The organism is Serratia sp. HRI (genome assembly GCF_010119335.3).
Taxonomy (GTDB): domain Bacteria; phylum Pseudomonadota; class Gammaproteobacteria; order Enterobacterales; family Enterobacteriaceae; genus Serratia; species Serratia nevei.
Genome location: NZ_CP083690.1, coordinates 3,503,107 through 3,517,127 on the forward strand (window position 1 = coordinate 3,503,107; position 14,021 = coordinate 3,517,127).

Genomic DNA, 14,021 nt, shown 5'->3' on the forward strand with positions numbered 1-14,021 from the left:
CGATGCACGGTTGAATTTCAGACAGAGAGAGCGTTAGGCGGGCGGGAGAAGGGGGGAAATTAGTTGGCGTAGGCCAGCAGGCTCAAAGAGTCGCGCGCCAGCGATTTGCATTTTTTAGGCGTTGGAATGGCGATGCCGCTGAGATCGCGGTAGCTGTCTTCGCCCAACGCCTTCATATTGAAGCTGTTGTAGTTGCTCAAATCCCAGCGGTTTTGTTGCGCGAAATAGACGATGGCGCGTTTGATTTGCGCATTTGGCAAATCGTTGTAGCCGCAATCATTTTTCAAATAAATAAATACCGCCGTCAGATCGGCCAGATCTTCCGCCTCGGATTCATTCAGCGCCAGACTGGCGTTGGAGAAGCCCAGCATCGCCAGCAACAGCATCGATAACGTTGTTTTTTTCATCATGAAATAGGCCTGTTTGTCGTTTGCAGACGTTACCACACTTGCCTGTAAAGGCACCAAATTTTATTGCCGCTGGGCGCGGCCTCGCGTTCGTCAATGGCGCTCTCTTGATTGTGAGGCATAGCTTAAAATACCGCCAGGAAAGGCTTGACCTTCCGCCAGGGGGAAGGTTTAGGCTGGCGGCATTGAGTTATGTCACTGAGAAAAGGGAGTCAGCGATGTTACGCCGTGATTTTATTAAATTAACCGCCGCGCTGGGCGCCGCGAGCGCATTGCCGTTATGGAGCCGGACCGCCTGGGCGGCCGATCGGCCGGCCCTGCCGGTACCGCCGCTGTTGATGCCGGACGCGCAGGGAAAGATTGCGCTGGCGCTGCAGGCGGGGGAAACCCGCTGGTTGCCCGGCGCCGCCACCAAAACCTGGGGATTCAACGGCGCGCTGCTCGGGCCGGCGGTGAAACTGCAGCGTGGCCAGCCGGTAACGGTTGATATCAAAAACAGCCTGGCGGAGGCCAGCACCGTCCACTGGCACGGCCTGGAGATTCCCGGTGACGTCGATGGTGGCCCGCAGGCATTGATTCATCCCGGCGCGACGCGCACGGTGAATTTCACCGTCGATCAACCGGCGGCCACCTGCTGGTTCCACCCGCATACGCACGGTAAAACCGGCAGCCAGGTCATGATGGGGCTGGCGGGGCTGGTGCTGCTGGAAGACGAAGAGAGCGCCAAACTGCCGCTGCCGAAAACCTGGGGACAGGATGATATTCCGGTGATCCTGCAGGATAAGCGGCTGGGCAAAGACGCGCAGATCGAATACCGCCTGGACGTGATGAGTGCGGCGGTGGGCTGGTTTGGCGACCGCATGTTCACCAACGGTGCGCAGTATCCACAACATCTGGCGCCGCGCGGTTGGCTGCGCCTGCGTTTCCTCAACGGCTGCAACGCCCGCTCGCTGAATCTGGCGGCCAGTGACAACCGTCCGCTGTATGTCATCGCCAGCGATGGCGGTTTCCTGGCGGAGCCGGTGAAACTGACCGAGCTGCCGATGCTGATGGGCGAACGCTTTGAAGTGCTGGTCGATGCCTCGGATGGGAAAGCGTTCGATATCGTGACGCTGCCGGTGAAGCAGATGGGCATGACGCTGGCGCCGTTCGATCAAACGCTACCGGTGTTGCGCATTCAGCCGTCGCTGGCGCAGGGCATCAAAACCATGCCGGACAGCCTGGTGAAGCTGCCGACGTTGCCTGCCACCACCGGCATCCAGGAGCGTTGGCTGCAGCTGATGATGGATCCGCAGCTGGATATGCTCGGAATGCAGGCGCTGATGGATCGCTATGGTCACCAGGCGATGGCCGGCATGAGCATGAATCATGGCGCGACGGGTGGCGCAGATATGAAAGGCATGGAGAAGGGCGGCATGCAGGGCATGGACCATGGCAACATGGGCAACATGAAGGGCATGGATCATGGCAATATGGCCGGGATGGAGCATGGTGGCGCGCAGGGCAAAGCCAAACCGTTCGATTTCAGCAACGGCAACATGATCAACGGCAAGGCCTTCGATATGACCAAGCCGATGTTCGCCACCAAACGGGGCCAGTATGAAAAGTGGACCATTTCCGGCGAGGGCGACATGATGTTGCACCCGTTCCACATTCACGGCACCCAGTTCCGCATCTTGTCGGAAAACGGCAAACCGCCGGCGGCGCATCGCAGCGGCTGGAAGGACACGGTGCGCGTCGAAGGGTGGCGCAGTGAAGTGCTGGTGCGTTTTGACCATCCGGCCAGCAGCGAACATGCGTACATGGCCCACTGCCACCTGTTGGAACATGAAGATACCGGCATGATGATGGGCTTCACCGTCGCCGATTGATGGCGGCCCGGTGCTCAAGCGGTGGCGCGCTCGCGTCGCCATCGCCTGGTTCAATGAAAGGAAGCCGTTATACTGATTAAAATATCAGCTACTGAGGAGTGCGTCATGCCGACAAAATTGGATCCCATCGTTTCTGAGTTTGAGACTCAAGAGCAGGCTGATAGCTACGATCGTTGGTTCAGAAGCACCGCGGAATCTTCCATCAATAGCGACTCCCCCCGTATTCCCCATGACGAAGTCATGGCCGGCGCTCGTCACATTATCGAGCAGGCGAAAGCCAAAAGAAAATCGGCCTGACCCTTATGTTAACCGTCAAATGGGCTGACGAAGCAAAAACGGGTTATATACGCCGCTGGCTTTTATCGCTGAGCGAAATCCACTTGCCGCTGAGGCTTTGTTGCAACGCATTGAAGAGTCGGTTATCCCGTTAGCGGAACATCCTTATCTATTCAGGCCAGGCAGGGTGAACGGGACTCGTGAAATGGTTTTTCATCCTAATTACATTGTGGTTTACCGCGTGCTGGCTGCACATATTGAAATAGTGAGTGTCCTGCACGCTCGTCAGGAATACCCTTAATAAAGAAAACTCCCCTGTCCGGGAGAGAGGCAAGTGGTAACGGCCTATGCTAAACTCTGCGCCTTTCTTCCGGCAACTGACCTGAATACTATGAAACACACTGTAGACGTAATGATTTCCGAGCAGGAAGTTAAGACCCGTATCGCCGAACTTGGCCGCCAGATCACCGAACATTACCGCGACAGCGGCAGCGACATGGTGCTGGTCGGGCTGCTGCGCGGCTCCTTCATGTTCATGGCCGATCTCTGCCGCGCGATCGACGTGCCGCACGAAGTCGACTTTATGACGGCCTCCAGCTACGGCAGCGGCATGTCCACCACCCGCGACGTAAAGATCCTCAAGGATCTGGACGAAGACATTCGCGGCAAAGACGTGCTGATCGTGGAAGACATCATCGATTCCGGCAACACGCTGAACAAAGTGCGCGAGATTTTGGCGCTGCGCGGGCCGAAATCGCTGGCGATTTGCACCTTGCTGGACAAGCCTGAGCGCCGTGAAGTACAGGTGCCGGTCGAATATGTCGGCTTCTCGATCCCTGATGAGTTCGTGGTGGGGTATGGCATCGACTACGCTCAGCGCTACCGTCACCTGCCGTACGTCGGTAAAGTGGTGCTGCTGGACGAGTAATTGATGTGGGGCGCGGCCAGCCGCGCCCGCGGCGGGATTATACGCCCTTATCCTGCTTCAGTTTGGCTATCGCTTTGCGGTAGCCCATCTCCAGGCTCTCGCGGCTGGTCGCCAGCACTTCCATATCGCGCAGGCGGCCGTCCTGAATGCCGTAGACCCAACCGTGGATCATCACCTTCTGGCCGCGCTTCCAGGCGGACTGCATGATGGTGGAGTGGCCCAGGTTGTACACCTGCTCAATGACGTTGATCTTGCACAGCATGTCGAAACGCTGCTCCGGCGGCAGTTCGCCCAGCAGCGAGCTGTGCTTGTACCACAGGTCGCGAATGTGCAGCAGCCAGTTGTCGATCAACCCCAGCTCCGGGTTTTCCACCGCCGCCTGCACGCCGCCGCAGCCCAGGTGGCCGCAGATGATGATGTGTTCGACTTCCAGCACATCTACCGCATACTGCACCACCGACAGGCAGTTAAGATCGGTATGGATAACGAGGTTCGCCACGTTGCGATGGACGAACAGTTCACCCGGCTCGAGGCCGGTCAGGCGTTCGGCGGGAACGCGGCTGTCAGAGCAACCAATCCATAAGAAACGGGGCTTTTGCGCCTGGGCTAAACGTTCAAAAAATTCCGGGTCTTCCTGACTGATATTGGCCGACCAGGCATGGTTGTTGGCGATAAGCTCTTCGATTTCTTTCATGGAGTTTATTGACTCGTAACGAACAGATTGCGTTGGGGTAATATAGGGTAAGCGTCACAATTTGGAAATCGGAACAGTGGTGCAACCTCATTTTCCGCACGGATTCGACTCAGTGGAAACGTCGCCGATGCTAGGATTATCGTTATTGTTTCAAGCCTCGCAGACAGGGGCGCGGCGGCATACTCATCGTCATAAGGTACTATTTTACATATGAATTATGCACTGGAATTAGCGCAGCTGACCAAGACTTACGCCGGTGGCGTCAAGGCGCTGCGCGGCATCGACCTGAGCGTCGAGGCGGGGGACTTTTATGCCCTTTTGGGGCCAAACGGCGCCGGTAAATCCACCACCATCGGCATCATCAGCTCGCTGGTGAACAAAACCGCCGGCAGCGTGCGGGTGTTCGGTTACGACATCGATAAAGACATCGTCAACGCCAAGCGCCAGCTCGGCCTGGTGCCGCAGGAGTTCAACTTCAACCCGTTCGAGACCGTGTTGCAGATCGTGGTGAACCAGGCGGGTTACTACGGCGTCACGCGGCGTGAAGCGATGGCGCGCGCCGAAAAATACCTCAACCAGCTGGATCTGTGGGGCAAGCGCAACGAGCGCGCCCGCATGCTGTCCGGCGGCATGAAGCGCCGCCTGATGATCGCCCGCGCGTTGATGCATCAGCCGAAGCTGCTGATCCTCGATGAGCCGACCGCCGGGGTGGATATCGAGCTGCGCCGTTCGATGTGGGGCTTCCTGAAAGAGCTGAATGCCCAGGGCACCACCATTATCCTTACCACCCACTATCTGGAAGAGGCGGAGATGCTGTGCCGCAACATCGGTATCATCCAGAACGGGGAGCTGGTGGAAAACACCTCGATGAAGGGGCTGCTGGCCAAGCTGAAGTCGGAAACCTTTATCCTCGATCTGGCGGCGAAGAGCCCGCTGCCGAAGCTGGACGGTTACCGCAGCCGCCTGACGGATACCTCCACGCTGGAAGTGGAGGTGATGCGCGAGCAGGGGCTGAACGGCTTATTCGCCCAGCTGAGCGCGCAGGGCGTGCAGGTGCTGAGCATGCGCAATAAGGCGAACCGCCTGGAAGAGCTGTTTGTCACCCTGGTTAACGGCAATGGAGAAAAAGCATGACGCGTTTGTATTGGGTGGCCTTACAGAGCATCTGGGCCAAAGAGGTGAACCGCTTCGCGCGCATCTGGATCCAGACCCTGGTGCCGCCGGTGATCACCATGACGCTGTACTTCATCATCTTCGGTAATCTGATCGGCTCGCGCATCGGCGATATGCACGGCTTCAGCTACATGCAGTTCATCGTGCCCGGCCTTATCATGATGGCGGTGATCACCAACTCTTACGCCAACGTCGCCTCGTCGTTCTTCAGCGCCAAGTTCCAGCGCAACATTGAAGAACTGCTGGTGGCGCCGGTGCCGACCCACGTGGTGATCGCCGGCTATGTCGGCGGCGGCGTGGCGCGCGGCATCTGCGTCGGCGTGCTGGTGACCATCATCTCGCTGTTCTTCGTACCGCTGCAGGTACACGCCTGGTGGGTGATTGCGCTGACGCTGTTGTTGACGGCGATCCTGTTCTCGCTGGCGGGGCTGATCAACGCGGTGTTCGCCACCACCTTCGACGACATCAGCCTGATCCCGACCTTCGTCCTGACGCCGCTGACCTACCTGGGCGGGGTGTTTTACTCGCTGTCGCTGCTGCCGCCATTCTGGCAGGCGGTGTCCAAGCTGAATCCCATCGTCTATATGATCAGCGGGTTCCGCTACGGTTTCCTCGGCATCAACGATGTGCCGCTGGCGTTCACCATGGCGGTGCTGGTGGCGTTTATCGCGGTGTTCTACCTGCTGTCCTGGTACCTGATCGAGCGCGGCCGCGGCCTGCGCAGCTGATCGTATCGCGCCCCCGCTTTCCCGGCGGGGGCACTTTTCTTGATTTGGCGCAGGCGGCACGTAAATCAATAGAATTGCTCAGATAACCGCTAGTTCCCCGCTGTTCAAATCGTGCTATGCTGGCGCTCCACATTTCCTTCACTTTTGTCATTACGCACTCGTAAGCAGAACATCATCATGCGGCCTCAATACAAGTTAGCGGCTGGGTTACTCGGCATTCTGATGTCGTTGGTTTCCCCTGTGAGCCTGGCGAATCTGCTGTCGGAAGACAGCGCGGTTAAATCTGAATACATGGAAGCGCAGCGCGACAGCGAAGTCTATGCGTTGGTAGGCGAGCATGTGATCCCGGTCGGGGAAGTGAAGCGCGGGCAGCTGATCCAGGTGTTCCCGGCGGATGCGGAATACTACGAATTCAAATTCGGGCACGGTACCGGCTTTATCGATAAAGACGACGTGCGTGAGCTGAAGAAGTCGCGCAAGGTGCAAGACGATCTGGGCGAGCTGAACAAACCGCTGACCAACCAGAACCTGATCACCCAAAAAACGATCGACGTTTACACCGCGGCGGACAAGGACAGCGAGGTCTTCGGCACGCTGGAAGGCAACCTGCGCTACCCGATCATCGGCAAACTGAAGGACCGGTTGAACAACACCTGGTACGAGGTCAACATCGGCGATCGGCTGGGGTTCGTCAGTGAGTTGGACTGCGAGATCGATAACGGCATCCCGGTGCTGACTTACCACCACCTGCTGAAAAACGAAGAGAACAAACGCTTCCGCCACACCTCGACTACCACCTCTGACGTGGCGTTCAGCAACCAGATGACCTACCTGAAACAGGCGGGTTACGACACCATTTCGCTGTACCAGCTGGAAGCCTACCTGAAGAACCAGATCAACCTGCCGGGCAAGGCGATCGTGCTGACCTTCGACGACGGGCTGAAGTCGGTTTATCGCTACGCTTATCCGGTGCTGAAGGATTACGGTTTCCGCGCGACGGCGTTCATCATCTCTTCGCGCATCAAGCGCCACCCGCAGAAATGGAACCCGGACTCGCTGCAGTTTATGAGCGTCTCGGAGCTGAAGCAGATTCAGGACGTGTTCGACGTGCAGTCGCACACCCACTTCCTGCACCGCACCGACGGCAATCGCCAGCCGATTTTGCTAAGCCGTTCGCTGCACAATATCGAGTTCGATTTTGAGCGCTCGCGCCGCGCGCTGTCGCAGTTCAACCCGCACGTGCTGTATCTGTCCTACCCGTTCGGCGGCTATAACCAGCGGGCGATCCAGGCGGCGCAGGATGCCGGTTTCCATCTGGCGGTGACCACGGTGCAGGGCAAGGTGAAACCGGGGGATAACCCCTATACGCTGAAGCGGCTGTATATTCTGCGCACCGACTCGATCCAGACCATGGCGGATCGAATAGCCAACAAGCCGGGCACGGTGGTGGTGCAGTAAGGGAGAACGGGCGCGCAAGGCGCCCGTTTTAGCGTCAGGCGACCTGAACCGGCACGGCTTTCGCCTTGCGCAGCAGGTTATTGTCACCTTCGAAATAGGCGACTTTCGGATGGTGTTGGCGGGCGTCGGCGTCGGTCATTTGCACATAGGAGCAGATGATCAGCTTGTCGCCCACGCAGGCGCAGCGCGCGGCGGCGCCGTTGACCGAAATGATGCGCGAACCGCGCTCGGCGGCGATGGCGTAGGTGGAGAAGCGCTGGCCGTTATCCACGTTGTAAATATCGATCGCTTCATATTCCAGAATGCCGGCGGCCTCCAGGAAATCCTGGTCGATGGCGCAGGACCCTTCATAGTGCAAGTCAGCCTGAGTGACTTTGACGCGATGCAGCTTGCCTTGCAGCATAGTACGTATCATAGCTTTACCTAACTGAATATCGGCCTTCACAGGCGCTGGGGTTGAACATCTCTCCTGCATCCCTGCAATCTCTATCGTCACCGATTGCCCCGCCGTTGTCTACCAATGGTCTGGGTTTCAGGGTGACGACAGTATAAAAAATGGCTTACAGCGTCAGGTCGACCTGCTGATTGTCGATAAGACGTGCCTTGCCCAGCCAGGCGGCCATCAGCACCACCGCCCGCTGGCTGTCCACCGTCAGCGGCTGCAGGCTGTCGGCGTCGCGAATAAACAGCTCATCCGGCGTAAAGCCGGCGGCGCGCAGCTGCTCGGCGGTCTGCTCCAGCAGCGCTTCGACATGGCGTTCGCCATTGGCCAACTGCTGCGCCAGCGCGTTCATGATCTTGCTCAGCTGCGGAGCGACCTTGCGCTCTTCGGCGGTCAGGTAGCCGTTGCGCGAGCTGAGGGCCAGGCCGTCTTTGGCGCGCACGGTCGGCACGCCGACGATGTCGATGTCGTAACCCATGTCCGCCACCATTTTGCGGATCAGCGCCAGCTGTTGGTAATCCTTTTCGCCGAAGCAGGCTAAATCAGGCTGCACCAGGTTGAACAGCTTGCTGACGATGGTGGAAACGCCGCGGAAGTGGCCCGGCCGGCTTGCGCCTTCCAGGATGCTGGAGATGCCCGGCACGTCGACGTAAGTCTGCTGCTCCAGCCCCTGCGGATAGACCGCGGCCGGAGCCGGCGCGAACACCAGGTCGACGCTGCGGCGGGTCAGCTTCTCGCTGTCTTCCTGCAGCGTGCGCGGGTAGCGCGCCAGATCGTCCGGCCGATCGAACTGCATCGGGTTGACGAAGATGCTCACCACCACCACGTCGGCGCGGGCGCGCGCTTCATCGACCAGCGTCATATGGCCGTCGTGCAGGTTGCCCATGGTCGGCACCAGCGCGATGCGTTTGCCTTCCTGGCGCCAGCGGCGGATCTGTTGACGCAGCATCGGCAGGGTTTCGATAATAATCATTGGGTGACTCCTGGAACCATCGCTTAGTTAAAAGAGTGTTCAGCCGCCGGGTAGAGGCCTTGCTCCACTTCCTGAATGTAGTGCTGCACTGCCGTGCGGATATCGCCGCTCTGCGCCAGGAAGTTCTTGGCGAACTTCGGCGTATGGCCGCCGGTGATGCCGAAGGCGTCGTGCATCACCAGGATCTGGCCGTCGGTGCCGTTGCCGGCGCCGATGCCGATGACTGGAATGGACAACGCTTCGGTGATCTGGCGCGCCAGCTCGGTCGGCACGCATTCCAGCACCAGCAGCTGAATACCGGCCAGTTCCAGATTCTGCGCGTCCTGCAACAGCTGTTTGGCGGCCAGTTCGTCACGTCCTTGTACCTTATAGCCGCCGAACACGTTGACCGACTGCGGCGTCAGGCCCAGGTGGCCGCACACCGGCACTGCGCGCTCGGCGAGCATTTTCACCGTGTCGCACAGCCAGCTGCCGCCTTCCAGTTTCACCATGTTGGCGCCGGCGCGCATCAGCTCGGCGGCGTTGGCGAAGGTCTGTTCCGGGGTGGCGTAACTCATGAACGGCAGATCGGCCAACAGCAGGCAGGCCGGCGCGCCGCGGCGCACGGCGCGAGTGTGGTAGGCCACGTCGGCGACGGTGACCGGCAGCGTGGAGTCGTGGCCCTGCAGCGTCATGCCCAGCGAATCGCCCACCAACAGGACTTTGATGCCTTGCTCTTCAAACAGTTTGGCAAAGCTGGCATCGTAGGCGGTAAGGGTAGCAAACTTGCGCTGCTCCTGTTTCCACTGGCGCAAGTGGGTCACGGTGGTGGGTTTCATCACAACGTCTCCTGAAACGGGCCGTGCGGCTTACGCAGGCCCAGGCTGCAAAAAAGTGCAGCCATTCTACTGTAACCCGATCGGGGTGGGTAGCGCGGATCGCCATGCTTAAGCGGTTCTTAAGAACCTTGTGGTGCAATGGCGCCAAGACTCAAAAGGGATACTCATGCGAATTTTGCTGATCGAAGATGACAAACTGATCGGGGACGGCATCAAGGCCGGGCTGACCAAACTCGGCTTCAATCTGGACTGGTTCACCGACGGCGTCGTCGGCAAAAATGCGCTGGACAGTGCGCCGTACGACGCGGTGATCCTCGATCTCAGCCTGCCGGGCCTCGACGGTCTGGATCTGCTGCGCCAGTGGCGCCAGGCCGGGCAAGACGTGCCGGTCCTGATCCTCACCGCCCGCGACGCGCTGGAGCAGCGAGTCAGCGGGCTGCAAAGCGGTGCCGACGATTATCTGTGCAAGCCGTTCGCGCTGGCCGAAGTGGCGGCGCGCCTGCAGGCGCTGATCCGCCGTCGCCACGGCCAACTGATGCCGCAGCTGACGCACGGCAACGTGGTGTTCGACAGCGCCACCCGCAGCGTGAGCTGCAACGGCGAGCCGGTGACGCTGACGCCGCGCGAATTGGCGGTGCTGGAACTGTTTCTGCACAACAAGGGGCGGGTGCTGGCGCGGCCGTTGATTCAGGAGAAGCTGTACAACTGGGATGACGAGGTGAGCAGCAACGCGGTGGAGGTACATATTCACCACCTGCGGCGCAAGCTGGGCAACGGCTTCATCCGTACCATCCACGGCGTGGGTTACACGCTGGGGGATGCGCCGTGAAGCGTCTCAGCCTGCGGCTGCGCCTGATCCTGATCTTCAGCCTGCTGGCGCTGCTGACCTGGAGCACCGCCAGCGTGGTGGCCTGGGTGATGTCGCGCAACACCATCAACGAAGTGTTCGACACCCAACAGATGCTGTTCGCCAAACGGCTGGCGACCGCCAACCTCGGCGATCTGCTGGCCGATGAAAGTGCGCGCAGCCTGCCGAAAACCAAGAAGCTGGTGCATCACGGCAAGCGCGGCGAGCAGGACGACGACGCGCTGGCGTTCGCCATCTTCGATCGCCAAGGCAAGATGCTGCTCAACGACGGCGAGAACGGCGCCGACTTCCTGTTTGACGGGGAGCGTGAAGGTTTTACCGACGGCGAGCGCAAAGGCGATGACGACAGTTGGCGCCTGGTATGGTTGACCAGCCCGGACGGGCGCTACCGCATCGTGGTCGGCCAGGAGTGGGATTACCGGCGCGATATGGCGCTGGGCATGGTGACCGGCCAACTGGTGCCCTGGCTGGCGACGCTGCCGGTGCTGATGCTGCTGATCGCGCTGATGGTCGGGCGCGAGCTGCGGCCGCTGCGCACTGTGGCGGCCGGTTTGCGCCGGCGCGCACCCGATGACGCGACGCCGCTGGACGCGCGCCAGGTGCCGACCGAGGTGCGCCCGCTGGTGGATGCGCTCAATGCGCTGTTCGCCCGCATCAACGCTCTGCTGGTGCGGGAGCGGCGCTTCACCTCCGATGCCGCGCACGAGTTGCGCAGCCCGCTGGCGGCGCTGCGGGTGCAGACCGAAGTGGTGCAACTGGCGGGGGACGATGCGCCGATGCGCGAGCACGCGCTGGACAATCTGACGCTCGGCATCGATCGCGCGACCCGACTGGTGGATCAGCTGCTGACGCTGTCGCGGCTGGATTCGCTGTCCGATCTGGCCGAACTGGCGCCGATCGACTGGAACGACCTGGTGACGATGACCCTGGCGGAGCAGGATCGGCAGGCCCATGCGGCGGGCGTGACGCTACGCTATGAACATCGGGGAACGCCGCCGCCGCGTCAGGGGGAAACCTTGCTGCTGTCGCTGCTATTGCGCAACCTGCTGGATAACGCGGTGCGCTACACCCCGCAGGGCGGCGTCGTCACCGTGACGCTGAGCGAACGCTCGCTGACGGTGGAGGACGACGGTCCGGGGGTCACCACGGAACATCTGGCGCGGCTCGGAGAACGCTTCTATCGCCCGCCGGGACAGGAGCAAACCGGCAGCGGGCTGGGGCTCTCGATCGTGCAGCGTATCGCCGGCTTGCATGGTCTACAGGTCAGTTTCGCCAATCGCCCGGCGGGCGGGTTTGTTGCGCGGTTGGCGCTGTAGGAGGGTCAGGACTTGGGTTTTGGCTGGTGCCACAGCGCCATGCCGTTTTCCGGCACGCGCTTGAGGCAGCTGGCGAGCGGCTCGCCATCGGGGAAAATCAGGTCGGGGGCGATTTCCGCCAGCGGGTAGAGCATGAATTCGCGCTCTTTCAGGCCGTAATGTGGCACCGTCAGGCGCTCGGTATGGATCACCTTGTCGCCGTACAGCATGATGTCCAGATCGAGCGTGCGCGGCCCCCAGCGTTCATCCTTGCGCACACGCCCCTGATTGCGTTCTATCGCCTGGGTATGGTCGAGCAGCTGTTCGGGCGGCAACAGGGTATCCAGCGCCACCACCGCGTTGAGAAAGTCCGGCTGGTTTTGCGGCCCCAGCGGCTTGGTGCGGTAAAACGAAGAACAGGTGACCAGCCGGGTGCGCGGGAGATGCTCCAGCGCCTCCAGTGCGGCTTTAACCTGTTGCAGTGGCTGCGCCAGGTTGCTGCCCAGCGCGATATAAACGCGGATCATTATGCCCCTTCTTTACGCGGTGCCCGGCGGCGAGGGCGGCGTTGACGCGCGCGGCGCGGCGCCGGATCGTCCCCCAGGGTGCTCAGCATGGCTTTCTGCCGCGCCGGCGTGGCGTCCTGGAATTCGCCCCACCACTCGGCCAAACGCAGCATCTCCTGATTGTCTTCCACTTCCGCACGCAACGCCAGCAGATCATAGGCGGCGCGGAATTTCGGGTGCTCCATCAGCTTGTGCGCGCGTTTGCCCTGGCGGCGGGACAGGCGCAGCTGCAGCTGCCAGATATCGCGCACCAGCGTGGTGATGCGTTTCGGGATGGCCAGCGAACGGCACTGCTCGTCGAGTACGTCGTTCATCGCCAGCGCGAAGGCGTCGTAGTAGGCCAGGCCGCTTTCCTGCGCCAGCTTCTGCGCATGCTCCAGCAGCGGGTACCACAGCATGGCGGCAAACAGGAAGGCCGGGTTGACGCGCATGTCGTTCTGCAGACGGTGATCGGTGTTCTTCAGCACCTGCACCAGAATGCGCTCCATCGGCGTATCGTGGTTCGGCGTGAAGTTGCGGGCGATCAGCGGGAACAGCGGTTGGAACAGCTGGTATTCGCACAGCTTCAGGTAGGTCTGGAAACCGTAACCCGCCTGCAGCAGCTTGAGGGATTCTTCGAACAGGCGCGCCGGCGGGATCTCATGCAGCAGCGAGGCCAGGCGCGGGATCGGCTCGGCGGTCTCTTCGCTGATGCGCATATCCAGCTTGGCGGCGAAGCGCACCGCGCGCAGCATGCGCACCGGATCTTCGCGGTAGCGGGTTTCCGGATCGCCAATCAGGCGAATCACGCCCTGTTTCAGGTCGTTCAGGCCGCCGACGTAATCGCGCAGGGTGAAATCCGCCACGCCGTAGTACAGGCTGTTGATGGTGAAATCACGGCGCTGGGCGTCTTCCTCGATCGAGCCGAAGATGTTGTCGCGCAGCAGCATGCCGTTTTGCGCCTGCTGGGACGAGTTTTTGTCGGATTCCTGATTCTGTTCGTGGTGGCCGCGGAAAGTGGCCACTTCGATGATCTCCGGCCCGAACATCACGTGCGCCAAGCGGAAGCGGCGGCCGACCAGGCGGCAGTTGCGGAACAGCTTGCGCACTTGCTCCGGCGTGGCGTTGGTGGTGATGTCGAAGTCTTTCGGCTTTTTGCCGAGCAACAGATCGCGCACGCCGCCGCCGACCAGATAGGCTTCGTAGCCTGACTTGTTCAGGCGGTAAAGCACTTTCAGCGCATTTTCGCTGATGTCTTTGCGGGAGATCGAGTGCTGTTCGCGCGGGATCACGGTCATCGAGTCGTTGCTCTCGGCGATAGGAAAAGGCGGACGCTTGCGCGGCGTTGAGCGGCGGGCAGGGGCATTGCTGCCGTTATCGGCGGCGCGCGGCTGCGGCGCAGGGCGGCTTGGCGCCGCGGCACGCTCTTCGCGGACTACGTTTTTATCGCCGGCCGCCGCGTCGTCGCGGGGCAGCTTGTCATCGCGGGTCAGTACCTTACGACAGAAGTTGGCTACTCGGGTAAAAATGGTACACCTCGATAGT

Annotated in this window: 16 protein-coding genes; 9 read left to right on the forward strand and 7 right to left on the reverse strand. The window is 60.7% G+C overall.

Features of this window, described 5'->3' with window-relative positions; translation table 11 throughout:
* Positions 1 to 59: 59 nt before the first annotated feature.
* Entirely contained in the window at positions 60 to 407 is a 348-nt protein-coding gene (locus GF111_RS16780; RefSeq protein ID WP_004937515.1) for a YacC family pilotin-like protein, read from the reverse strand.
* A gap of 218 nt (positions 408 to 625) precedes the next feature.
* Between GF111_RS16780 and cueO the strand changes: the two genes are divergently transcribed.
* The 4 genes from cueO (at position 626) to hpt (ending at position 3,482) form a co-directional block, all read left to right on the forward strand.
* On the forward strand, positions 626 to 2,278 hold the full coding sequence (gene cueO, locus GF111_RS16785) for a multicopper oxidase CueO (RefSeq protein WP_147191481.1): 1,653 nt from the start codon (positions 626 to 628) through the stop codon (positions 2,276 to 2,278).
* A 105-nt stretch (positions 2,279 to 2,383) separates the two neighbouring features.
* Positions 2,384 to 2,575 (forward strand): hypothetical protein, encoded by a 192-nt coding sequence (locus tag GF111_RS16790; RefSeq protein ID WP_038872442.1) that lies wholly within the window; start codon positions 2,384 to 2,386, stop codon positions 2,573 to 2,575.
* Positions 2,576 to 2,675: 100 nt separating this feature from the next.
* Complete coding sequence (locus tag GF111_RS16795) at positions 2,676 to 2,855, forward strand: type II toxin-antitoxin system RelE/ParE family toxin (protein ID WP_370633471.1); 180 nt, start codon at positions 2,676 to 2,678, stop codon at positions 2,853 to 2,855.
* A gap of 90 nt (positions 2,856 to 2,945) precedes the next feature.
* A complete protein-coding gene (gene hpt, locus GF111_RS16800; protein ID WP_048234659.1) occupies positions 2,946 to 3,482 on the forward strand; it encodes a hypoxanthine phosphoribosyltransferase in 537 nt (178 codons plus the stop codon).
* A gap of 37 nt (positions 3,483 to 3,519) precedes the next feature.
* Here hpt and can read toward each other — a convergent pair whose 3' ends face one another.
* Positions 3,520 to 4,176, reverse strand: a complete 657-nt coding sequence (gene can / locus GF111_RS16805; protein ID WP_038872439.1) for a carbonate dehydratase — start codon at positions 4,174 to 4,176, stop codon at positions 3,520 to 3,522.
* Between the two features lie 210 nt (positions 4,177 to 4,386).
* Between can and GF111_RS16810 the strand changes: the two genes are divergently transcribed.
* From GF111_RS16810 to GF111_RS16820, 3 genes are all read left to right on the forward strand, one after another.
* Positions 4,387 to 5,310, forward strand: a complete 924-nt coding sequence (locus GF111_RS16810; protein ID WP_033644695.1) for an ABC transporter ATP-binding protein — start codon at positions 4,387 to 4,389, stop codon at positions 5,308 to 5,310.
* Positions 5,307 to 6,077: an ABC transporter permease gene (locus GF111_RS16815; RefSeq protein WP_004937535.1), complete on the forward strand. Its 771-nt coding sequence runs from the start codon at positions 5,307 to 5,309 to the stop codon at positions 6,075 to 6,077. The genes GF111_RS16810 and GF111_RS16815 overlap by 4 nt, the downstream gene beginning before the upstream one ends.
* Positions 6,078 to 6,254: 177 nt before the next feature.
* Positions 6,255 to 7,535 (forward strand): polysaccharide deacetylase family protein, encoded by a 1,281-nt coding sequence (locus GF111_RS16820; protein WP_055311947.1) that lies wholly within the window; start codon positions 6,255 to 6,257, stop codon positions 7,533 to 7,535.
* Positions 7,536 to 7,569: 34 nt separating this feature from the next.
* Here GF111_RS16820 and panD read toward each other — a convergent pair whose 3' ends face one another.
* From panD to panB, 3 genes are all read right to left on the reverse strand, one after another.
* On the reverse strand, positions 7,570 to 7,950 hold the full coding sequence (gene panD, locus GF111_RS16825; RefSeq protein WP_147191483.1) for an aspartate 1-decarboxylase: 381 nt from the start codon (positions 7,948 to 7,950) through the stop codon (positions 7,570 to 7,572).
* Between the two features lie 145 nt (positions 7,951 to 8,095).
* Positions 8,096 to 8,950, reverse strand: a complete 855-nt coding sequence (gene panC, locus GF111_RS16830) for a pantoate--beta-alanine ligase (RefSeq protein ID WP_047729867.1) — start codon at positions 8,948 to 8,950, stop codon at positions 8,096 to 8,098.
* Positions 8,951 to 8,973: 23 nt separating this feature from the next.
* Positions 8,974 to 9,768 carry a 3-methyl-2-oxobutanoate hydroxymethyltransferase gene (gene panB, locus GF111_RS16835; protein ID WP_004937548.1) on the reverse strand — a complete coding sequence of 265 codons (795 nt, stop codon included), beginning with the start codon at positions 9,766 to 9,768 and terminating at the stop codon, positions 8,974 to 8,976.
* A 166-nt stretch (positions 9,769 to 9,934) separates the two neighbouring features.
* On the opposite strand from panB, the gene qseB reads away from it, so the two are divergent.
* Both qseB and qseC read left to right on the forward strand, forming a co-directional pair.
* Positions 9,935 to 10,597 (forward strand): quorum sensing response regulator transcription factor QseB, encoded by a 663-nt coding sequence (gene qseB, locus GF111_RS16840; RefSeq protein WP_038872425.1) that lies wholly within the window; start codon positions 9,935 to 9,937, stop codon positions 10,595 to 10,597.
* Entirely contained in the window at positions 10,594 to 11,952 is a 1,359-nt protein-coding gene (gene qseC / locus GF111_RS16845; protein ID WP_038872422.1) for a quorum sensing histidine kinase QseC, read from the forward strand. Before qseB ends, qseC begins: the two co-directional genes overlap by 4 nt.
* 5 nt (positions 11,953 to 11,957) lie before the next feature.
* On the opposite strand, the gene folK is transcribed toward qseC, so the two are convergent.
* Positions 11,958 to 12,458: a 2-amino-4-hydroxy-6-hydroxymethyldihydropteridine diphosphokinase gene (gene folK, locus GF111_RS16850; RefSeq protein ID WP_019456064.1), complete on the reverse strand. Its 501-nt coding sequence runs from the start codon at positions 12,456 to 12,458 to the stop codon at positions 11,958 to 11,960.
* Complete coding sequence (pcnB, locus tag GF111_RS16855) at positions 12,458 to 14,005, reverse strand: polynucleotide adenylyltransferase PcnB (protein WP_071591451.1); 1,548 nt, start codon at positions 14,003 to 14,005, stop codon at positions 12,458 to 12,460. The genes folK and pcnB overlap by 1 nt, the downstream gene beginning before the upstream one ends.
* Positions 14,006 to 14,021: the final 16 nt, after the last annotated feature.